We start from the raw sequence: 23,625 nt of genomic DNA, 5'->3' as shown, positions 1-23,625 counted from the left end.
ACCCGCCAAATTCATTAAATATTAGGTACAGCAATTGCCGCCTTCTAATGTACAACTAGTACCTTCATTAGGAGTATCCGTTAAATCGGACTCCTTAAAACTGATAGCGATATGAGAGCCTACCGTACGCAACACCTTGCAGTTTTTTTTCACATGTTGCAGTAGACTTTCTTTCTGTTCATCCGTTAGATCACCTGTGAAGCTAACGCTAAAGTCTATCGCAGAAATATCCCCATTCTCATCTACCGTATCTTCCGCATTAACGGATACATCTGTGAGTGGTAATGCATTCTGTTCTGCATAACGGATCAGCGTCATCATCGAACATGACGACAACCCGATAAGCCATAACTCGGTAGGACGAAATCCTAAATCCTCGCCTCCGCGCTCCACACTTTGATCGACAGTTACCGTGCGATTCTGTGCATGCGCTAGATGCAGAAACCGTTTCACGCGCTGTATATAAATTTTCATTAATGTTAACCTCCTCAAATATTGTATTACCCCTTAAGTGCCCATGATGCAAACCGCTTCTTCAACGGATACAACAGTACAAATTCGAAGAACATAGCCAAAATACCAATCGTGATAATGCCCACCATAACTAATGGCGAATTACCAATTTGCCCACTAGAAGAGATAAGCCAACCAATTCCTGAACTTCCACCAATCATCTCTGCTGCAACAAGTGAGCGCCACGCGATTCCAAACCCTACGACTACGCCTGTGAACGCAGAAGGCATAACCTCTGGCAAATACACGTGCCATGCCAACTGAAGCCGATTAGCACCAAGGGTCTTAGCTGCTCGAATATGCGTAATTTTGATTCGTTCCATCCCTTGGATCACATTAACGAGAATAGGAAAAAATGCAGCAATAACAATGACAGCAATCATCGGCGCATTCCCTAAATCTAGCATCAATATGAGCAGTGGAGCCCATGCCATTGGTGGTGTTGCCTGAAACAACATGACCATTGGAGATAAGAATTGTCGAAATGCTTTACTTACCCCTGCTAACAATCCAAATACGAATGCGGAGATCGCCGCGATTGCAAATCCAAAGAATAATCGGTAGAGACTGATCCCAATATGGTGGTAATAATCTGGAGAACTGAGCTGCTTCTTCAACTCAAGCCAAGTACTCCAAGGTCCCGGAAATATAATGGGCGGATAATTCCTTGCAACCAACATCCATACAATGATGATAAAAGGGATGGCAAGTATGCCAAAATGAAATTTTTTCATGATTTTCCCCCTGCCTTCGAAGGCCCGGTTATTTAATCCAAGTTGTATCGATGATAGTAGATACATCTAGCTGCTTTTCGATCGATTTGATGGTGAAGCTATTATCTGCTACCTCTTGATAATATTTCAGATCTTCATCAGTAAATTTATATTCGAACTTATTGCGCTTCAAAGCTTGAGTTATCACCTCAGCTGGTGTGTACGTCTTATCAGTCCCTTTGATCTCTGGTACATTAAATGCTTTGGCAAGTACCTCAGCATCTTCCTGCGTATTTTGATTCAGATCCTCGATGGAAGCAATATGACCTTGAATGAATTTCTTCACAGCCTCCGGTTGATCCTTTAAGAATGCGTTCGAACCGAGAACAACAAATGCCGGATCTGGAAGCTCCTTCACTACTTTAAGTCCGCGTAGCTCTGCAAACGTCAGGAATGGCTCACCAGCCACTGCCGCATCAATTGTTCCGCTTGTAATCGCAGTCTCCATGTTGGGCGTCTCCATTTGCACTAAGGTTACGGATTGATCGTCCAACTGACCTTCTGGAAGCAGTACAGCACGAATTAGATAATCTACACCGCTACCTTTCACCAGATTCCCAAGTTTTTTGCCATTGAGATCAGCTGCTTCTGTAATCCCGGAAGACTCTTTCGTGAATAGCCCATTTTTCCCTTGATCTACCTTAGCAATTATTTTAAACTCTGCTCCGCGTGAGCCCCAATTGACTGCCGCTGGCATACCCGCATATGCGATGTCCAACTTCCCTGAGGATAGTGCCTTATACAAATCCGGTCCATTCTTAAAAGAGAAAAACTCAGCTTTTAACCCCTGCTTATCAAGTAGTTTCTTCTCTTTGGAAATAATAGCCGGTGCTGCGGCAATCAAATTCACATAACCAACCTTAATCTCTTGGACTTGCTGCGTTTGTTCTCCCTCTTGACCTTTATTTGCTGCTTCAGCCTGCTTATTTGTATCCGAGTTCCCGCAACCGGAAGTAAGTGCCGCTACTAGCACAAGGCTACCTAACATACTGAACAATTTGGTGTGTCCTGTTCTCTTTTTCATGGTTACATTCCCCTTTTTTATATCCCGGAGCCTTCTGACTCGTAGTAGATTTGGAAATCATATCTTAAATCCATCATTAACTGCTTTTTATATTCATTAAAGTAGGATGACACCCGGATTTCTGGGATTCTCGGTCTTCCCAAGCCAATATTCACAATGTTATGAATTTGTCCTTGATCATCAAACACTACAACCCGATCCGATAAATAGATCGCTTCATCAATACTGTGAGTAACCAAAATGACGGTCATTCCCGTCTCCTTCTGGATACGGAGTAGCTCCTCTTGTAGAGATTCCCTCGTCTGTTCATCCAACGCACTAAATGGTTCATCCATCAGAAGAATACTTGGTTTAGTTACCAAGGTTCGAGCTATGGCAACCCGTTGCTTCATCCCACCAGATAAGTCTGAAATGCTCTTATGCTCTGACCCAGCAAGTCCAACCATTTGAATGGCTTCTTTGCAACGCTCCACTCTTTCCTTTTTGCTAATTCCAGCCATACGTAGTCCAAAAGCAACATTATCAAGCACGTTTAACCAAGGAAATAATGCCAAGTCTTGAAATACAAACCCGCGATCCGGTCCTGGATTGCTTACTTCTTGACCATTGATCGTAATACTTCCCTGCTTAGGCTGTATATACCCAGCAATCACATTGAGGAGCGAACTCTTCCCGCAACCACTCTTGCCGATAATACTGACGAATTCGCCTTGATTTACCGTTAGATGTACATCGTTAATAATGCTTCGTTTATCCTCGTAAGACACTGTGACATGATTAATTTCTAACATGGAAGTACCCGCGTGTGACAAGGACATCTCCCCTTTCTAATTGCAACTATGCCGATATGAATTAATATATAAATTAGCATTAAATGGTTACTAGCGTCAAGGGAAAAATATACAAACACTCGAATGAAAAAGATTCTTGTCATCCAAAAAGAACCGGTAACGACGTCCTAAAAGGTGGTAGCCGTGTCTCATAGAAATATAAGAAAAACTTCCTCGCCCATGAAGTGGGCTAGGAAGTTTCTATTTGCATCATGTTGGTCTTCTTATAACTTTATGGATTACCCAAGATTGTGAGCCAGTTACGTTCATTGCGCCGCTCGACTTCCAGTGGAGAATCAAAGAAACGCGATAACAATTCCGAATTTAATAAGTCTTGAGTGTCGCCAGCTTTAAAAATCTGTCCATCTTTAACAAGTAAGGTTTTGCTAAACACTGGCATAATTTCTTCGATATGGTGAGTTACAAAAAGAAAAGTTGGAGCATCGGCTTGCTTAGCTATTTTCTCCACCATGCTAAGCAACTGTTCGCGTGCAAATACGTCCAGTCCGGTACAGGGTTCGTCTAGAATAAGTAGATCAGGCGAAGCTATTAATGCTCTTGCAATGAGCACTCGCTGACGCTCCCCTTGGGAGAACGTATCATATCTGCGGTTCGCCAATTTCTCGCACCCCAACAGCTTTAATAAATCATAAGCCTTTTCGCTATCCTCTTGTTGAGTCTTATCATACAATCCAATAGTCGCGAACTTTCCACTCAACACAATATTTAAAGCCGTTTCATTTCCGCGTAATCGTTGCTGAAGCGATGAACTAACCCAACCGATAGACTTACGCAGCTCCCTAAGATCAAATTCACCAAATTTCTTACCTAGCACTGTAATTTCACCTTTAGTCGGCCAAATGTAACCATTAATCATATTGAGCAACGTTGTCTTTCCGGAACCGTTTAACCCAACGATACACCAATGCTCTCCTTGATTGACCTCCCAACTTACATTTTGTAATATAGCGGATTCTTCACGTTGCCAGCTTACATTCTCTATTTTAATAATCAACTTTTCGTAACACCCCTTTCTCCTTTATTTACATCCATTGAATTGCTTTTATTTTTTTCAACTTCGATGTTAGCGGTAACCCAATATACAGCCTCTTGAGCATTTTGTTCTACAATTGCACGATATATCTTTTCATGAATCATTGTATTGTCACTATAATTCGGAATATTTAATAGAAATTGATTCAAGTGAATCTCTAGTGATTTACTAAACACATGATAAAGATCAGCTAGAGTATTATTGTGTGCAGCTTTGGCCACTGCCAAGTGGAATGCAAGGTCTTCTCGTATATATGCTGAGTAATTCCCCTTCTGCAATTCATCATTTCGTTGATCCAGATACAATCGAAGCTTGATTAGATCATCCTCAGTTCTTCTCTCAGCAGCCAGCTTTACAATCGCTTGTTCCAGTATGATTCTCGTTTCATTTAAATTCTCACCACTAGACAGATCATCGGAGACCTCATCTTCGTTATACACTACAAACGTTCCTTGACCGTGTTGTATCTTTAACAATCCAGCATGCACCAGAATTTTCACAGCTTCACGAACTGTTGAACGGCCCACACCATATTCCGTCATTAATTCGAATTCTGAGGGCAACCGATCACCAAGTGTAAATTCCTTGCTTACAATTCTTCTCTTCAATTCGATTAAAACCAGATCCACTAATTTACGAGGCTTTACATACTCACTCATCCGTTTACAACTCCTTAGTGGAAAATAATAACACATCAGACGTCTGATGTCTAACGTGATTCTTAGACATAGTTCAAGAGACGAACTTACCTCAAAGCCATTTGGCTATTTCCCGTTGCTCTTTTACCACGAAAAAAGAAGCTCCCTTTCCCACTTAACTAGTGGTTTAGGAAGCTTATTCTATACGTTATTCTGGAATTAACTTCAGTTGATTCCCCTCAGCTTGATAGACGGACGGTACACTACTGGTTGTATGGTATTGTCCAGTACTCCAATCATCTATCTGATCATTATACCAGCTGCTCAATAAATTACCGGATTGACCCGGAGCAACCACATTATACGACTTCGATGGATCTGCTAGGTCGATAACTGTTCTCCAAGGTGCTCCATGATTCACTTCTCCGGTGTCTTTGTTCCACCCTGCTGCGCCGACAGTTACTTTACTTCCTCCCATCGGAACAGGCTTGGGATTGAAGATCAGATTCAGTGGTTTAACAGAACCTAGAGGATGAGGGAACTCGACTTGGTGAAACTTGCCCCACTGCCATTTAGAAGGTTGTTTCCCTTGTAAGGAAATTGCTTGATCAACTGCAAGTTGAAGCGCCTGAAGCGCCACCTGCTCCAATCCACCCTTTTCATCAATCCATGGATCCTTCTCACCTCTAAGCGTCTTACGAATCATCTCATCCTTAGCGGTAGCTTTATTATTAAAGAGCTTCATCATTTCATCAGATATTTCAGGTTTGAACAATACATCATCAAATCGTTGCATCCATAGTTCATAGGCAAGCGGCGCAGCTTGATCCGCATCATTCACCTTATTCCAGTTCTGCAGTAGCTCTAGTGTTTCCACATCAATGGACCGAAGGTTTGTTTTCCCCTTGACCTGTTTGATCAATCCATCGAGGAATTCTTCTGCTTGAAGATTGTTATGGTCGAACTGCAATTCCTGTAAATCCTGAGTTGTCAGCACAGCTTTATTGCTCAACACTTGCTGAATTCGAGCTTCACGATAGGGTTGGGACCAGTTATCAGTAATATGGTAGGGATAACTATCATTGATTACTTTATTGTTGGCAGTTGCGATATACCCTTCTGGTGGACTCACTGTCGTTGGAAGCTCATCCCAAGGTATAAATCCTGTCCATTCATATTCGTCTGTCCAACCAGGTACTGGAACGGATCCATCACCCTTCTTACGAATCGGAATTAAGCCGTTAGCTCGGTACGCAATCGTGCCGTCATTGGAAGCAAACACGAAATTTTGTGGGGGAGCATTGAAGAACTCTAGGCTTTTCTTAAATTCATCCCAATTACGCGCTTTAGCAAACATTTGAATTGCTTCAAGTTCAGTCGTCGGATCCAGTGCTGTCCATCTCATGGAAAGCGCTGTGTCTTGCTGCTGATCCTTGGCAAATTCAGATATAATAGGCCCATGCCGTGTGACCGAGACTTTATAGGAAATTGGCGACTCACCCTTGATCTTGATCTCCTCATTGTATACTCTCGCATCTTCCCACTTGCCCATATACTCGAACTGATCAGGGTTGTTCGGATTTCTCTTTTCAATATAAAGATCCTGCACATCAGGATTTAAATTCGTAACACCCCAAGCTATGTTCTCATTGTGTCCGAGTATAATACCTGGGACACCCGCAAATATAACACCACTGACATTCAACTCTGGCGCAGATAGATGCGTCTCGTACCAAATGGCCGGTGTAGCTAATCCTAAATGTGGATCATTCGCTAGCATAGGTTTACCAGAAGCTGATTTATCTCCAGATACAACCCAATTGTTACTTCCATTATACGGATCAGGAGCTACTGCAATGGATGCCAATGCCGATAAGTCAATGGGATTATCCTTTATCGCTTGAATGATCGTCGCGCCATTCTTCGGATATGTTGGGAATAATGACTTGGCCTTCTCCGCAGATACTTGCTGAATAAGTTGATAGCGGAATGCTTGCCCTTCCCAACCGTTCGCCATATCATAAGCCATGTATTTTCCTATCGTTAAAGAGTCCACTGGCACCCAATCCGTTGGTTCGTATCCTAGAACTGTAAACTCAATCGGTAGTGAACCCGATTCCTTCGCTTGTTTTATGTAATTATTCACACCCTGTGCATACCATTCTAGCACCTGCTTGGAAGACTCAGAATACGCACTTAATGAAGCTTCAGCCGCTCGTCGCAGCCCAAATGTTCGGAAGAACTTGTCACGGTCAATAGCTTTTGCACCCACGACTTCACTTAACTGTCCTGATGCCTGCCTTCTGCTCAGGTCCATCTGGAACATACGATCCTGTGCTGTCACGTATCCTTGAGCTAAATAAAGATCATGCTCACTTTGTGCCTCTATATGCGGTACCCCTGACTCATCCCTCCATACATTCACAACCTTCTCTAACCCACTAATCTTTAATTCGCCCTTAATAACAGGTACACTTTTATTCAGTAGCCAGTATACATAGCCACCCGCACATGCAATTAAAATGACAATAATGAGTCCAATAATCCCTATGACTCGTGGCCAACGCTTCTTCCTACGCAGTGTAATCTGCGGAATACTCACTGATGTTGCTAATTTCATGCAGATTCCCCCATCATGTTACGTGTTTTGTTAAATGCCAACCATTAGTATAGTGGCAAAGCGCTTTCATACAAGATGAACCATTACTGTTTTCGATTTCGAATTAATCACTCTAAATCATCGTTATGTCTTATTGTGATCTACCATGAGAAAATGACTCCATCTATGATTGCTGGAATGATGTAGCTGTAATCCTGCAATCCGAACATATAAACGTATAATAGATCCCCTCTCCATACTCCACTACTTCTCCCCAATCTAACTGACTGATAAAGATCATGTACTTGGAGCAACAAGGACATATCGGATACTCCGCATCCTGTATCCAAGTTGGATGCCCACCAACTTGTGAAACAGTTGACTCTAACGTCCAGTGAGCTGCATGGTAGCTGTTTCGAGACTGACTTGCTAGCCTAAATAACTTACTTGCAGATAAATGTTGGTTATCATAGTCATCAATATTAAATACTGGCAAATAATCTGGTCTCTGATTATATGTACTCCATTTGGACTCACCACTTGAATCAACATCCATAAACACAACGCTATAGCAGCTACACATAACACATGTCTCTATCTTAAGCCGCTCTCCAGCCATAGACAAAAAATGAAGCGATGGGTGACCTACTTTCAGATCTAGCAGTGTGGTCAGCTTCCCTCCACACCACAGACAGGTATGTGAGCTTGGAGTCAGTATTGTTACAGGTTCAATTGCTTCATTTCTTGAATCACAAGCTTCTATCTTCTCAATAGCATAGTTATATTCATGAAACAGATTACGACGATTACCATTTTGGGTAAGCTCCCAGCCTGCTTCATAAGCGTATAGTTCAGGCCGGATGTGGAGCTCCTCCACCCATTGCGGGGGGGATTTCCTCCATTCACAAAACCGCTTTACTACCTGCTCATCTCCAATCCAAGCTAACGCAACTAATAGATGATTGCGACTGTCCTTATCATGTTCCACCTGATTCAGCAATCGATCCCGCTCCTCCTCAGAAGCATCCTTAAACAATATCCCCGGATAATATAAGTCATGGAAGATAAGTCCCTGGATCGAGGTAGCTAGCGACTTGTTCTTATAACAAAGCAGAGATAACAAAATGTCCTGGCTTGTGTCCACATCACCAGAATCCATTAGACTCATGCCATAAACTAACATTCTGTCTGTGTCTTCCTCTGATAATGATATGTATAACTGCTCCCTGTTCAGTACATAGGGAATGTATTGTATTAATGGATTGTATGAGGAAGGGGTGTGCATGATCTTAAGAATTTCAACCGGATCATCAATCCCCTCATATAAATCCACATCTTTGCGATTCTCTTTTATATATTGCTGCCTCTCTTGGTGCTCTATCTCCTGACGACATGGCATGCAATAGCCACCTGTCTTATCAGCAGTGGCTGGCAAAATGGTTGCTAAACAGTCTTCACTTTTACACGGAATACGTATCACCATATCTCCTCCTTACTCTTAAAACCCCCTTCAACACAAGAGATGATTCAAGAATTTATGCAAGGTTTAATTGCCAAGACACACCATACTTATCTTGAACCCAACCAAACTTATTTGAAAAAGGATACGCTGCTAGCGGCATTAATACTGCTCCATCTTGAGACAACAATTCATATGCTTGTATGATCTCATCTTCCGTATCACATGTTACATATAAAGATATTGCAGGGGTAAATGTAAAGCCATGTTTAACGTTGCTATCTATACACATGAACACTTGTCCTTTTAGAGAAAAACTTGCTTTCAATACACTCCCTTCAACACCCGCCTCATTTGCTCCATAATGTTGAATGTTGATAATCTCAGATTGCTCAAATATAGAGGTATAGAATTTCATTGCCTCTTCCGCTTTACCCTCGAACATTAAGAATGTAGTGATTTTTTGATTAGAATCTACCATTATATTCAGCTCCTCTTCTCTTTTAATACTGCCCTGTTTGTTGTGATAAAGTATATCGATCACTCGTGGTTTGTTATTCCTTAGTAAATTGATTCATTAACAGTATACTCCAATTGTGCCCGTACACCTTCTAATTGTCTGGTTAGATAAGGAGAAACTTCGCCTTTTCTCGATAAGGCTTCTAACAGAGGGAATGTGTGCCCGCCCCATGGGCCTTGTGGATCGAATACTTGCCTGCCGATTCGCAAGCCATCTACTTCAATGAAGCTATTCAGTTGTTGCATTCCTTCATTAAGCAGACCCATCGGTAGCGGTTTATTCCTGCGCCGAGACCATTCTGCCAAGTAGGACATACCACGTAAGATATCGTATTCAAAAAATCTCGGAAAACAAGGTTTCAGCCAATCCTTATCGATGATGTGTCCAGATTGTTTGGAACATACAAGACGATGTTCAATCAAATAACGTGCGCCTTCATCTAAGAAAACCTCTTCCTGCACAGTGAAGTCGCGGTTCGTAAACAAAAGAATTGCCTCAAGTGGAGGCAGTGTTGAAACGATAGAACTCTTATTAGAATCAGTATAAGCTTCAGGTTCGCAGTTCAATCCACCATCAGATAACTGATGCTTTAAGAACCATTCACGAATCCAAGGCAGTTCCTTGTCCAAATCACAGCCATAGGCCATCAATATCATATAGTACACGGCGAGCTCGCAATGGCAACAATCCATTTTCCTTTTATCCGTTTCACTTATAGGGTGGTCGCTGTCGGATATAACGAAAACAGGCCATGTTTGAGCTTCCAACAAATATTTCGCTCTGGCAATAGCGGACTCCGGAATTTGTTTCACTTCTCCCATTTCATAAAGAGTAGCCATATGCCACCAAGCACCATCCCATTTTCTACGGCTGATCTCACAACGATCCATAGCCACATCGGGATAAGATTCAAGATATCGTATAGATTCTTCGATTACATACCGTATTTCTCGATTAGCTGGCATCTTTAGTATCCCCTTTATTATTTACCTCTACAGTTATACAGCAAATAGCTTCTTCTCTGTCGACTAAGATGATAATCCTTCCCCGTAATCATACTCGACAAAGGGTGCTCATGTAATTGTTATTTGAGTTCGAATCACCGAACGCAAAAACAACGGCATTTCTGCCGTTGTTTATGTTTAAGAAATATATAACACATGATCCATCACTCTAACTTTTAGACAGTAGTATGAGGCGCTTCTTAGATTCTAGGAGCGTTTTTCTGAATCATTGAAATCTGCCCTGAATGAATTCCTGTATGATACATTAGTCTTCCTACGGCTTCAAGAGGTGTTGATGGACCCATACGCGATTCAACAATTTGATGCCATGACTTCTCAGGAAGCTCCCGCATCGCTTCAATGAAATGCGCATTCGATGCCGCCAACAGATCAACCAGCTCAACAGATCGGTTAATAGACTCGTTATTCCCCTCAACTGCATCACTCTTTGCAGTATTATGTACCTCAGGCATAGGCTTACCGAAGAACCAATCCGCGAACATAAACTCCACTTCCGCATTATGACGAATCAATGATTCGATAGATGAGGAGCCGATCTGTAGGTTCAAATCTTCTTGCGGTACTGCCTTCACTGTCTTGTGGAATCGTTCCTGAATCGCTTGCCATATTGGCAGTACAGTATTAAAAGTCATATGAAATAGGCTCCTTTATTTAAGCGTCTTTCTTCTTATCAATAACAACATGACTGAATAGATTCGCATCCACGTCGATATCGAATGCCATTCCGAATCCAACAACATAACGTCCCTGTACAGGAGTTAATTCGAATAGCGAGAAATCTAATCCCCGCAACAAATCCATCATTTTTGAACCATGATCGGCATTGAACAATTCGAAGATGTCCTCATGTCCATCGTTACCGATATTGCTAGACGTACAATTCAAACGTGCACGTTCTGTAGCAAATTTGTTGTTCGTTGCAGATTCGTCTGCAATAAGAAGTACATCGACAAATTCATTATTTTCCGTATATCTATAATGATCTGCAATCTTGCTAATGTAGATATAAAGCTTACCATCTTTCTTAACGAATGGAGCATAACTAATAAATGGCTTACCATCTTCATCTATCAAACTCAAAATCAGGTTTCTACGGTTCGCAATAAACTGTAGATAATTTTCCTTATTCTTCTCTAAGTCAACTGGTTTTTTCATTAAAAGATCCTCCAATATATATGGTTCGTTAATTTATAGTAATTACTTTACGGTGCTTAACAAATGAATGCGAGGTTTCTTTTCTGTCGGAATATATTGAATTTCCGAATCCATCCGATAAACCTTGCGGATCATGTCCGTTGTCATGACTTGATTGGGTGTGCCATGCATCGCTTTCTCGCCACCTTGCACGACGACAACACTATCGCTATAACAAGAAGCTTGATTAAGATCATGCAATACCATCACAACAGTCATACCCATATCCTGATTCAACTCACGCACAAGCTCAAGTACTTCATGTTGATGAGATATATCCAGATAAGTTGTCGGTTCATCAAGCAACAACACTTTAGGACGCTGAGCAAGCGCCATAGCAATCCATGCACGTTGCGATTCACCACCGGACAAAGATACGATCGGTCGATCCTTATAGGCAGTAAGATGTGTCTTCTCAAGCGCCCAATGGACGATTTCCATATCTTCATTGTCTAATCTCTCAAACCACTTCTTATGTGGATATCTTCCATAAGAGACAAGATCGATCACGGTCATATCACTTGGTGCTTGATTCTTCTGACTTAACATGCACATTTTACGGGCAACTTGTTTAGCGCTCATGGATTTCAAATCCGTGCCTTCGAGTACGACAGAACCTGTATGATACGGGATAAGTCGCGACACCGCTTTGAGTATCGTTGATTTCCCAGATCCGTTGGGTCCAATGATCGACACGATCTCACCTTGCTTAGCGGTGAAAGAAAAGTTGTTAATGATGTTCTTCTGTTCATACTTAATCGAAATCGAGTCGACAGTAAACATGTTAGAACGCCTTCTTTCTCATCAGGTATAGGAAATAAGGTGCGCCTATGACAGCCATTAGAATTCCCGCAGGTATATCCAAGGGTGAGAACAACGTGCGTCCTCCTGTATCGGCTATCAGTAGTACAAGAGCTCCTAATGCCATGCTCATTGGCATCATATACTTATAGTCTGAGCCAACGAGTAATCTAGCCATATGCGGTACAACAAGACCCACAAACCCGATCATTCCAATGGCAGCTACAGAGATTGCTGCCAAGAATACCGCTAATAAAGACAATAGGATACGAATTCTGTTAACATTCTCACCAAGATTAGATGCGACTTGATCACCCAGACGAATGATATTCGCTTTCCGAATGGCAAAGAATGAGAGTATCCAACCAACAATCGCATATGGGAGAACCATCATCAAGGCATTATTCCCTTTCGCTGCAAGGCTACCGTTCAGCCATTGAACCGCTGCTGGGAGACGATCACTATACATGATCGTCAATAATCCAATCAATCCGCCACAGAGAGCATTCACCGCAACACCAGATAAGATGATGGTTACAGGTGATATCCCGCTTCGTCTCCATGCTAGGGCATATACAATGGATGCAGCAAATAATCCACCGCCAAAAGCAGCAATCGGGATAAATTGCGTATATTCAGGTGCAGCAAGCATAATCACAAGAACACAAGCAGCGGCCCCACTTGTCACACCTGTTAAACCAGGATCAGCAAGTGGGTTACCCATTACAGCTTGCAAGAGTGCACCCGAAATCGCAATATTTGCTCCGATAATCATCGCTAGCAATACACGTGGCAATCGAATATCCCATATGATCGTGGAATTTACCGTATCGGAAGAAGAACTAAAGAGCGTACTTAATATATCTGGTATCGGTATGTACACGCCACCTACTCCGATTGCGATTATACCAGCAACGATTGCTAAAATTAACGTGAAAGTAACAATGATCCTACTTCGAGATGTATTTATCACTTGCTGTCTCCTCTATCTATTCATAGAAATATTTTGAAATTTCAGTCAGTGCGCTCTCCGCGTTAAGAATCGATGTTACACCAAACACACTGTAATCCAAGATGTGTACCTTATCGTTTTTATAAGCAGAGAGCTTAGTCCATGTACTATTCTTCGCTACTTCTTTCTCGAACATGTCTTTGGATGCACCATGGTCGCCAGAAGCCAACACAAGTATAATGTCTGGATCAGCAGCTACAACGTTCTCCATATTGATTGGAGAGTAAGTATCCGTCACTTTCAATACGGAAGTCGCGATGTTATCTGCATTTGCCTTTTTCACTAGGCTTCCTAGATAAGATTTCTCACTCATAACCATGAAAGAATCTGAAGTTCCGATAACAAGCATGACACTCGGTGCTGTCTTACCTTCAGAAAACTTAGCTAACTCATTTTCCTTTTCCAATATCTTGGAAAGTGCTGCATTCATTTCATCTGTTTTCTTAAAGTAAGTACCTAGTACTTTCAAACTAAGCTTTAAATCATCAAATGAATCAGTACTTAGATAAACTTTATCTAACTTCATGCCTTCCATACTTTTATCTAATGTGCTCCGAAGTGACTCCGCACCTAGAAGTAAATCAGGTTTAAGTTTTGTTACAACTTCAAGATCCGGTGCCATTGGTGAACCAATTCGCTCTACCGCATCGAATTCCGCAGGAATCGGGTTCTTAGATGTTGGTACACCAACAGGTGTAATTCCCAGTAATTGTAGCATCTCTGTTAATGGTACAGAAGTTGTTACAATTCGCTCTGGCATCTTCGTTGGAAATTGACTCAATGCTTCCGTGAATAATGATTGATCAACACCATCGTTCTCCAGACTATATACATTACTTGTAGCTTCCGCTGTATTTGCTTCCTTCGTTTCATTGCTAGTCTTATTTGTTTCAGCTGTGTCCGCTTTATTCGTGGACGAACATGCCGTCATTACGCTCAGCGCCGCAATCAGTAGTAATACTATTAACTTTTTCAAAATCTATCCCTCCGAGTATGTATAATTATGTTGCTCATATAATAGTTTCAAATGATAAGTATGTAATGATAATGATTTTCATTTGCATCTACTGGTAATATGATAATGGTTCTCATTATCATCTGTCAAGAAATATATTTGTTACTCTTATGAGACAATATACTAATACGCATACTTATACATACTTTAATCTTATCGTTTGAAAGAAAAGAAAAAAGACCACTCCCATTGATGATGTTGAGTGATTTCTTCTACTTCATGGAAAACCCTGTTGTAGTAATGTAATAGTGATCCTGTTAAACCATGCACAATGGTGTCTTATCTACTCAATACATTGTTGATCGTCTCAATCACCCGATCTTTATTGAATGGCTTTACAATAAAGTCTTTCGCACCCGCCATAATCGCATCGAGAACTAATCCCTTCTGTGCCATAGCAGAACACATGATTACGATAGCGTCAGGATCAATTTTCTTTATTTCGATGAGAGCAGAAATCCCATTCATCTCAGGCATTGTTATGTCCATTGTTACCAAATTAGGTTTATGTATCTTAAATAAGTGTACTGCCTCTTCACCATCACCTGCTTCGGCAACTACCTCATACCCGTTGGATACGAATATGTCCCTAAGTACTTCTCTCATAAACTTGGTATCATCAACAATCAGGATTTTGGCCTTCATTATTTTGATCATCCTCTCTATATCAGCCTCTGTTTTGAATTCTATAAACACAGTAATTGTTACGTCTAACAACCAACGACTTTGTTTAGTGTCGATTCTTTGGAATTCTACCAAATCGTTCTCACAAATAACTCACAAGATCAAATGATGTGAGGAGTATTGATCTTATAGTAGAAATAAGCACAAAAAAACAGAGAGACTATCTTCTTCTCTCTGTCGTCTTCAATACCCAATCCCTCATCTCTTGTGGAGGAGCCAAACCCAAGTCCAGGAGATAGGCATTCTCAAACTTAGCATAAATTTTTTTGATTTGTTCTTGTCTTCCACTACACTCATAGATCTTAAAGAGCGAGAGGTTCATTTCCTCATCCAAAGGATATATGTTCAGAAATTGATCTAACCTTTGCTCTGCTTTCTTCCAGTCCCCTTTAGCCAAATCCTGTTGTATTAGACTATTGATCAGCATAGTGAAATGCTTACTAAATTTCTTCTCATGCGATGTTTTCCACAGATAATCTTTCCTGTCGAATAAAGTCCCCTTATATAGAGAGACCAATTTCTCCTCTTGTGCAGCATCTCTTCCCCCTTCAGAGATGGAATGAAGATATCGCTCAAACGCTAGTACATCATAGGTATGATTACTTGCATCCAGCATATAACCTTCATTTACTTTCTTAATATCCATGTCGATTTCCTGTTCCTTCAATAATTTCTTCAATCGATACATGGTGTTATGCAAATTATGTGAGGCACGTTCTTCATCCATATCATGCCATAACAAATCAGCTAAGTACCACTTACTGATTTCTTTTCCCGGATGACATAGAAAGTACGCAAATAACTCTTCTGTCTTACGTGTTGGCCAATGGACAGGTGCGCCATCCAGATTACGAACCTCAAATCCTCCGAAACATTGAATTGAAACATGTCGTGCTCGCCGTTCTGGGGGGATTGCCAAACGATGTTGCTTCATTAGTCGTTCTGTCACTCGCTCAATGGCCATTTTCGTCACAGGTTTCAATATATAATCAAATGCCTGTACATTGAAAGCTTCCAATGCATAATTCTTGTATGCTGTAGTGAAAATAATATGGGTATGATCCCACAGATCATTCATCCTTTGTGCCAGTTCGAGCCCATTCATCTTGGGCATCTCCACATCGAGGAAAACCACATCCGGCCTTAGTTGTGGGAAACAAGCCAAAGCCTCTAGAGGATTACTAAAGGCCCCTAAGATGGTATATTGCGGATTTTGGCCGATTACATATTTCATTAGATCCAATATTGGCTTTTCATCCTCCACAATCACTACATTAAACAAATTAACCACTCCTATACAGTTTACATAAGTATTAGCTACATATTATCCGAGCTTCTACTCTCCACATAAGCACCTAATTCCCATCATGATGCACAGGTAAATAGATCGTCACTTTGGTTCCCAATCCTAAGTCTGAACTTATCGTAAATGTTGCCCCTGAAATGACATCCATTCGCTTGCGTATGTTTTCAATACCGATCCCTCCAACTTTACCATCACCTTTAATCATTTGATAAAGTAAATCATCAGGAATACCCACGCCATCATCCTCAATGCATATTTTTATATATTCGTCTCCCTCATCGATCATAAGCGAAACCTTACCATAGCCGTCTTTTTCAAATAATCCATGACGAATCGCATTCTCCACAAACGGTTGGATGCATAATGAAGGAATCTCCCTCACACGAACACTTTCCTCTACCTGAACAATAAATTCGAATCTTTCTCCAAACCGAGCCTTTTCGATCTCAACATAGGCATGAATGAGTTCCAACTCCTGATGTAGGGGAACGAACTGCGTCGTACGATCCATATCCAGAATATAACGCAAATATTGACTAAGCATCGATAATAAATATGCTGCTTTATCTCCATCTGTATAACAAAAGGAGATCACACTACTTAGTGCATTATATAAGAAATGGGGTTTGATCTGAGCATGATGGAACGCGAGTTCATTGAGAATAGCCTCTTCAATCGCAGTCTTCATAGCAATCAAGGTCTGAACTCTAGCGATCAAGGTCTCTGCGTCAAATGGCTTTGTTACATAATCGTTAGCTCCCGCCCTAAATCCAAGGGCAATATCCTGTGGGCTGTCCTTACTCGTTGCAAACAGGATCGGTAGATCGAGAATGGAATACTGACCACGCAACATCTGACACAGTTCAATTCCTGAAATTCTCGGCATCATGACGTCCAGAATAACCAGATCCACTTGAGGATACTCTTTCAATTTAGCTAATGCTTCATTAGCAGAGAAAGCCGTAATAACGTTATAGTGATGTCTTTTCAAAATATTAAGTAGAATACGGATGTTAGAAGCTTCATCATCCACAATCAGTACCGTGTACTCATATTGATCGATGAAATCTAATGGATCATCGCACACGATCAGCGATTGATTCATAGATGTACTAGCTGCTTCTCGATAGACTTGCGTATGTACTGCACTTGGTAGCGTAAAGGTCATCCGCGTACCCATCCCAACCTCTGACCACTCTACACGGATATATCCATTCATCTGTTCTACCAACTTACGACTAATGTACAATCCAACACCCATACTTGTATATCCATCCTGTGGTAGTGGCTCATTCACTTGCACGAAATACTCAAAGATTTCTTCATGTTTATCCTCAGCAATCCCTGAACCTGTATCCTCCACTGAAATGACCACTTTATCGTCAACCACATGTGAGATCACCTTGATCGACCCTTTTTCCGTATGCTTGATGGCATTCTGAATGAGATTATATAGAATCTGACGCAACCGATTCTCGTCTGCCAAAACCCAGATTTCTGACTCGACGAGATTCACCAACTTCACATTCTTGCCCAAGAGCTCAAATTCCAGCACGTCGAATACGATTTGAGTTACCATCTTCAGGTCTACAGCAGTAGGATACAAACGTAGCTCGCCATGTTTCAAGCGTGTGAGATCAATGATATCGTTAATCAACATGGACAACTTTATCGATGTATCTTTGATCAATCTAAGATTCTGTTTCTGATTTACCGATAAAATGTGTTCCTCATCATCAAGTAAATAAGAAGTAATATTCATAATACCGTGTAACGGAGTCTTAAGTTCATGTGAAGTATTAGTCAGAAATTCGTCCTTAAGCTGATTCGAAATCATGAGTTGATGCGATAGAATCTCCGTCTTCTCATAGGCATTCGTGAAACGTAAAGCTAACAATATATTCATGAATGTTATGAATCCAACGACCCCCATCGTCCCCACAAGCGCAGTATCTACCGCATTCTCCGTATATAGAATTCCGAATGTCATATAGATACCTAACGAAATAATAGCTCCAATGAAGAGTATCATTTCTTTACGATCCGATAAATCTTCCTCATTTCTATTGTATAAATAAACCATCCTACCAAGAAGGTACAGTTCAATTATTCCTAAGTACAGTAAGAAGAATGGTTTCATTACACTATGTACTTGATAAGGTACTACTATGATAATCAAGAGAAAAAAAACAATCGGTGATATGACTAGATATATCTTTCTTTTGGATAGAAGACGCACATCAATAGAATGAAAAAATAATATGATTACAACTGCACTAAGAAATATACTGAAATCGAGCAACTTATAGGCAAATATAAACGGAATATTAGGAAATAATCTCAAGCCAATCTTCTCTCCTATAAATAGTTGGAGCAATAATAGGGTTAATAAATAGAGTCCACTAAGAAGATACGACTTCTCTCGCCTACGCAGGAGATAAAAGCTGAGATGATAGGCTCCAAACATGCCAAAAATCATGATAGCTGAAACATTAATACCCAGTTGTATGCCACTTAATGTGCCGATATCCTTGTCCAATCCGAACTGAATCGAATTAACGATGCCGCCAGTCATATACACATAATTCGCAACTTGAATTACAATTTCGATTTCACGGCCATTCGTATGAAAAAACGTACTGTAAGGGGTATTTCCAGGTGTGTGTGCCTCTTCATCCACTGCAGGTCGTCCCATCTCACCTTCTAGCTGACCATTGATAAATAATCGATGGGACATTCGAATGCTATTTATTTTTAACCCATAGATTTGTTCTTCATTCGAGACGAGTACTTTTAAACGGTACGTTCCGTAGCCTTTTCTATTCATGCTTTCTTTACCCACTTTTTCTCCCATCCAAATACTTGGGACTTTCAAATAGGATACTTTCACAGGTGAATCTTGAATGAAGTCAGATGGTTCTAGTAATTGATCTTCGTAGAACTCCCACTCCCCATTCAGGTTAGCCAGCCCTTTACTAGCAAAGTCCCAATGGGCCAAATCCAACACACCGTTCTTAGCAATCAAGATGTTAGAACTAGGCTTTATAAGAGAATAAATCCCTATAAATAGCCCAAGAGATATCGAAAAGATCAAAAGGATCCCTATCAGTTTGCTATAATTTATTCTTTTCAATTGTATCGTCCTTTTACAGTGAAATTAGATTCTATCTAATCGTACCATTTCACACTCACAAATATCTCACAAATATAGTAAATGAACCCCTTATTTAAGGTGATTTCTAAAAGCGTGCTCCCAACAGTATTCAGGAATTGCGTATGCAAGTATTGAAAAAAAAGATCGTAAAATCACTGTCCCGTGAGGGCTACGTGATTTACGATCTTTTTAGAACATATTAATGTGTGTCTTCTATAGTAATCAGAATAATATCCGATTGGAATTTGCCTAGTTTTTAAACCGTTGAGTAACCTCAAGCAACTCTTGAGCCATTTGTGATAGAGCACCTACCGCCGAAGATATTTCCTCCATTGTTGCTAATTGTTCTTCAGATGCTGCAGCCGCACTCTCCGAATTCGAATAGGCTAAATAGGCGACGTCTTTCATATTGAATAGGGATGCTGTAACCTGCTGCGTACTAGCAGACATCTCTTCAGAGGAGGCAGAAACTTCTGAAATCTGTTCGGCCACCTTTCGAACTGAGTATATAATTTTAGCGAAGGCTTCCCCAGCTTCCTGCATAACAGAGGTCCCATTCCTAACTTCCTGATTCCCCTTTTCCATCGAAACAATAGCGAGATCAGTATCAATCTGAACTTGGTGAATTATCGTGACAATTTGGTCGGCCGATTGTTTGGATTGTTCAGCAAGTTTTCTGACCTCATCAGCAACAACAGCAAAACCACGTCCATGTTCCCCAGCTCTAGCTGCCTCGATTGCAGCATTCAATGCTAACAGATTCGTTTGAATGGCTTGAAATATACGAATCCGAACGCGACTTACTTAACCACCTTTACCGGTAATCAAGACGATGCTGTCTTGTCCAAAAAAGTAGCGCAAGCTGAAATTAATGCAGGAGCCGATATTATCTTCACTATGCTTAATAATGCTAGAATCGGCGTTACTGAAGCTAACCGTGAAAGTGGCACTTATCAAATAGGTAATGTACGAGATTACTACGCAGATGCACCTGATGTATATATCGGTTCCGCGATTTCCGATGCAGGGCAGACCGTTTATACCGCTATCAAAGATCTCACGGAAAGAAAATGGAAAGCAGGAGTGGTGGTAAAAATCGGAGCTAGTAACACTGATGCTGTTCGTTTAGCATTATCTCCTACTGTATCCAAAGAAATTGAGGATACAATGCTAGAACTTTCAAAAAAATCATTAATGGAGAAATTGAAATTTCCTTAAAGTACGATGGTCCCGATTTTATCGTTAACTAGTATTCAGTGAATTTCCGGCTCGACCCTTCTTGAAATTTACTTGTGTAAAGGACTGCTCATAAGCAGAACGTTGCTTATAGGACAGTCCTTTTTTTGAACATGCCAAATAAGAAAAGGACTAATCATGTTCCTTTTTATAAAGAAGATGAAATATATGTGGACATAACCAAAATTTGTATGTTAAATTCATTATGAAGAGAGAAGTACCCGTTCCTTCGAGAGTAAAGGGCTAAAAGTAACTTAGTTGATCCAGTGGTGGCACGTCATGCCCCTCTAGTATTACTAGATTACTTTTTATATAACCCTAAAGTTAAAGTGCTTACAGTTTATTTATTCTGTCCAAAAGTTAAAGCGCTTTAATTTTGATGCATGCCTATTACATGGAAAGGAGGCCGTGATAGCGTCGAGGTTTGTTAGAATATAATTTAAAGGAGGAGTTTTAATTGTACACTTTAAAATCAAACAAAAGGATGATGAAATTAACGGGTCTTGTTCTTCTCTGTCTAACAATGCTTATGACACTACTGGGTGCGCCTGCTCCATTTCAATCGAAAGCTCACGCTGCAGGAGAACTAAAACCGTTTCCTCAGCAAGTCAGTTATCCAGGCATTATTAAGCCTAATCATGTAACTCAAGCAGCAATGAATAGCGCAGTTTCAAGTTATTATGACTATTGGAAAGGAAAGTATTTAAAAAACAACTTATCTTCCTTACCTGGCGGATATTATGTAAAAGGCGAAAGTACTGGTGATTCTAAGCCTTACACTGCCCTCGGCACTTCAGAAGGACAAGGATATGGAATGGTCATCACAGCTCTGATGGCAGGCTACGATTCGAATGCAAAAACAATCTATGATGGCCTATTCAAAACGGCAAGAGCCTTCAAAAGTAAGAACAATGCCAATCTAATGGGCTGGATTGTCGCGGATAGCAGCAGTGCCCAAGGGTATTTTGGCTCAGCTACCGACGGTGATTTAGATATCGCTTATTCCTTGATTCTTGCAGATCGTCAATGGGGATCGTCTGGTACGATTAACTATTTGGCAGAAGCCAAAAAAATGATCACCAACGGAATCAAAGTAAGCAATGTGACAACGAATAATAGGCTGAATCTTGCAGATGATTCGGATGGGAAAAACACATTTGACACTCGTCCATCCGATTGGATGCTCTCCCATTTAAGAGCTTTTAACGAAGTTACAGGAGATCCAATATGGTTAAATGTCATCAATAACTTGTATACCGTTTACGGCCAATTCTCAACAACTTACTCATCTACTACAGGTCTAATTTCTGACTTTGTAGTTAACAATCCCCCTAAACCGGCTGATCCCGACTTTTTGGAGGGTCCGTATGATAAGGAATATAACTACAATGCAAGCCGGGTTCCATTAAGAATTGTAATGGACTACGCTTTTTACGGAGACACTAGAGGCCGGGATATTGCTAACAAAATGGCGGTATGGATTAAAGGTAAGACAAGTGGCGTTCCAGGCAACATTAAAGACGGATATCAATTGAATGGTACAGCAAGAGGATCATATGCTACAGCCGTGTTCGTATCACCGTTTATATCAGCAGCGACAACAAACAGCGCTCATCAAGCATGGGTGAATTCTGGTTGGGACTGGATGAAGAACAAGAAAGAGGGATATTTCAGCGATTCCTTCAACTTGCTTAACATGCTCTTCATTTCAGGAAATTGGTGGATACCAACAGCTGACGGAGGAACACCAACACCAGATACACAAGCACCTACAACTCCTACTAACCTCACTACAACAGTTGTATCAAGCAACCAAATTAATTTAAACTGGACAGCTTCGACGGATAATGTTGGCGTTGTCGGTTACCAAGTATTCCGCGGTAGCACTCAAGTGGGCACACCTACTGGTACCACGTTCAATGATACAGGCTTGACTGCATCCACGGCATATAGTTATAAAGTTAAAGCCGTTGATGCCGCTGGGAATCTTTCGGCAAACAGTAATACTGCAACTGCTACAACAACAGCTACAACTCCAACACCAGATACACAAGCACCTACAGCTCCTTCCAACCTAACTACAACAGTGATATCAAGCAACCAAATTAATTTAAACTGGACGGCTTCGACGGATAATGTTGGCGTTGTCGGTTACCAAGTATTCCGCGGTAGCACTCAAGTGGGCACTCCAACAGGTACCACGTTCAATGATACAGGCTTAACACCATCCACGGCATATAGCTATAAAGTTAAAGCCATTGATGCCGCTGGGAATCTTTCCGCGAATAGTAATACTGCAACTGCTACAACAAGTTCAACGCCAACAACAGGCACGAACCTCGCACTTGGCAAAACAGCTGTAGCTAGTTCAGTAGAAGGAAGCGGATTTGAAGCATCCAAAGCGACTGATGGCAACTCAACAACCAGATGGGCCAGTGTTGAAGGAAACAATAACGAATGGATCTATGTGGATCTTAGTGTGACCCAAAGCGTCTACCGGGTAAAATTAAACTGGGAAGATGCTTATGCTAAGGGTTACAAAATCCAAGTTTCCGATGACAAATCCACATGGACAGACGCTTATTCAACAACAACCGGCGATGGCGCAATTGATGATATTACATTCACAATACCTAGGAGCGGAAGATATGTAAGAGTACTTGGCGTAACAAGAGGCACAGCATACGGATATTCACTATTTGATTTTGAAGTGTATGGTGCTTCTTAATCGATAACAAGCTGACAAAGCCTGACGGAATATTCCGTCAGGCTTTGTTCTTATTTAATA

The 23,625-nt window shown here is 41.0% G+C and carries 20 protein-coding genes and 2 pseudogenes; 3 read left to right on the top strand and 19 right to left on the bottom strand.

What is annotated here, in order from left to right:
• Positions 1-21: 21 nt before the first annotated feature.
• The 19 genes and pseudogenes from BW961_RS11705 to BW961_RS11615 form a co-directional block, all read right to left on the bottom strand.
• Positions 22-474 (bottom strand): OsmC family protein, encoded by a 453-nt coding sequence (locus BW961_RS11705; protein ID WP_068587075.1) that lies wholly within the window; start codon positions 472-474, stop codon positions 22-24.
• 26 nt (positions 475-500) lie between these two features.
• On the bottom strand, positions 501-1,247 hold the full coding sequence (locus BW961_RS11700) for an ABC transporter permease (protein ID WP_068587072.1): 747 nt from the start codon (positions 1,245-1,247) through the stop codon (positions 501-503).
• Between the two features lie 28 nt (positions 1,248-1,275).
• A complete protein-coding gene (locus tag BW961_RS11695; protein WP_068587070.1) occupies positions 1,276-2,310 on the bottom strand; it encodes an ABC transporter substrate-binding protein in 1,035 nt (344 codons plus the stop codon).
• Between the two features lie 17 nt (positions 2,311-2,327).
• Positions 2,328-3,122 carry an ABC transporter ATP-binding protein gene (locus tag BW961_RS11690; protein WP_244555937.1) on the bottom strand — a complete coding sequence of 265 codons (795 nt, stop codon included), beginning with the start codon at positions 3,120-3,122 and terminating at the stop codon, positions 2,328-2,330.
• Between the two features lie 250 nt (positions 3,123-3,372).
• Entirely contained in the window at positions 3,373-4,155 is a 783-nt protein-coding gene (locus BW961_RS11685) for an ABC transporter ATP-binding protein (protein ID WP_170878557.1), read from the bottom strand.
• Positions 4,152-4,853 carry a FadR/GntR family transcriptional regulator gene (locus BW961_RS11680; RefSeq protein WP_068587068.1) on the bottom strand — a complete coding sequence of 234 codons (702 nt, stop codon included), beginning with the start codon at positions 4,851-4,853 and terminating at the stop codon, positions 4,152-4,154. The genes BW961_RS11685 and BW961_RS11680 overlap by 4 nt, the downstream gene beginning before the upstream one ends.
• Positions 4,854-5,040: 187 nt before the next feature.
• Entirely contained in the window at positions 5,041-7,452 is a 2,412-nt protein-coding gene (locus tag BW961_RS11675) for a penicillin acylase family protein (protein ID WP_068587066.1), read from the bottom strand.
• A 163-nt stretch (positions 7,453-7,615) separates the two neighbouring features.
• Complete coding sequence (locus BW961_RS11670) at positions 7,616-8,914, bottom strand: DUF1963 domain-containing protein (protein WP_068587064.1); 1,299 nt, start codon at positions 8,912-8,914, stop codon at positions 7,616-7,618.
• A gap of 52 nt (positions 8,915-8,966) precedes the next feature.
• Positions 8,967-9,371, bottom strand: a complete 405-nt coding sequence (locus BW961_RS11665; protein ID WP_068587062.1) for a VOC family protein — start codon at positions 9,369-9,371, stop codon at positions 8,967-8,969.
• 80 nt (positions 9,372-9,451) lie between these two features.
• Positions 9,452-10,375: a hypothetical protein gene (locus BW961_RS11660; protein ID WP_068587059.1), complete on the bottom strand. Its 924-nt coding sequence runs from the start codon at positions 10,373-10,375 to the stop codon at positions 9,452-9,454.
• A 239-nt stretch (positions 10,376-10,614) separates the two neighbouring features.
• Positions 10,615-11,067, bottom strand: a complete 453-nt coding sequence (locus tag BW961_RS11655; RefSeq protein ID WP_068587057.1) for a DinB family protein — start codon at positions 11,065-11,067, stop codon at positions 10,615-10,617.
• Positions 11,068-11,086: 19 nt separating this feature from the next.
• Complete coding sequence (locus BW961_RS11650) at positions 11,087-11,590, bottom strand: HugZ family pyridoxamine 5'-phosphate oxidase (protein ID WP_068587056.1); 504 nt, start codon at positions 11,588-11,590, stop codon at positions 11,087-11,089.
• A 42-nt stretch (positions 11,591-11,632) separates the two neighbouring features.
• Positions 11,633-12,412: an ABC transporter ATP-binding protein gene (locus BW961_RS11645; RefSeq protein WP_068587054.1), complete on the bottom strand. Its 780-nt coding sequence runs from the start codon at positions 12,410-12,412 to the stop codon at positions 11,633-11,635.
• A 1-nt stretch (position 12,413) separates the two neighbouring features.
• Positions 12,414-13,403: a FecCD family ABC transporter permease gene (locus BW961_RS11640; protein ID WP_068587053.1), complete on the bottom strand. Its 990-nt coding sequence runs from the start codon at positions 13,401-13,403 to the stop codon at positions 12,414-12,416.
• Positions 13,404-13,419: 16 nt separating this feature from the next.
• Positions 13,420-14,418, bottom strand: coding sequence for an ABC transporter substrate-binding protein (locus tag BW961_RS11635; RefSeq protein WP_082867526.1), 999 nt, complete (start codon positions 14,416-14,418; stop codon positions 13,420-13,422).
• A gap of 318 nt (positions 14,419-14,736) precedes the next feature.
• Entirely contained in the window at positions 14,737-15,102 is a 366-nt protein-coding gene (locus BW961_RS11630; RefSeq protein WP_068587347.1) for a response regulator, read from the bottom strand.
• 199 nt (positions 15,103-15,301) lie between these two features.
• Positions 15,302-16,423 carry a response regulator gene (locus tag BW961_RS11625; protein WP_068587051.1) on the bottom strand — a complete coding sequence of 374 codons (1,122 nt, stop codon included), beginning with the start codon at positions 16,421-16,423 and terminating at the stop codon, positions 15,302-15,304.
• 73 nt (positions 16,424-16,496) lie between these two features.
• Complete coding sequence (locus BW961_RS11620; RefSeq protein ID WP_244555936.1) at positions 16,497-19,580, bottom strand: ATP-binding protein; 3,084 nt, start codon at positions 19,578-19,580, stop codon at positions 16,497-16,499.
• A gap of 270 nt (positions 19,581-19,850) precedes the next feature.
• Positions 19,851-20,369, bottom strand: a pseudogene (locus tag BW961_RS11615) (methyl-accepting chemotaxis protein); the annotation flags it as partial.
• Between BW961_RS11615 and BW961_RS11610 the strand changes: the two are divergent.
• From BW961_RS11610 to BW961_RS31180, 3 genes and pseudogenes are all read left to right on the top strand, one after another.
• Positions 20,367-20,819 (top strand): BMP family ABC transporter substrate-binding protein, encoded by a 453-nt coding sequence (locus BW961_RS11610; protein ID WP_068587037.1) that lies wholly within the window; start codon positions 20,367-20,369, stop codon positions 20,817-20,819. The pseudogene BW961_RS11615 and the gene BW961_RS11610 overlap by 3 nt on opposite strands.
• Before the next feature lie 502 nt (positions 20,820-21,321).
• A pseudogene (locus BW961_RS31185) lies at positions 21,322-22,575 on the top strand (family 8 glycosyl hydrolase); the annotation flags it as partial.
• The gene (locus BW961_RS31180) at positions 22,561-23,565 is read left to right on the top strand and encodes a discoidin domain-containing protein (protein ID WP_394327626.1); all 1,005 of its coding nucleotides are present in this window, start codon (positions 22,561-22,563) and stop codon (positions 23,563-23,565) included. The pseudogene BW961_RS31185 and the gene BW961_RS31180, both read left to right, overlap by 15 nt.
• Positions 23,566-23,625 lie beyond the last annotated feature (60 nt).

This window comes from Paenibacillus macquariensis (assembly GCF_900156375.1).
Taxonomy (GTDB): Bacteria; Bacillota; Bacilli; order Paenibacillales; family Paenibacillaceae; genus Paenibacillus_AQ; species Paenibacillus_AQ macquariensis.
Note: the sequence above shows the minus strand (reverse complement) of the source record. Positions and strands in the feature narration are given on the sequence as shown.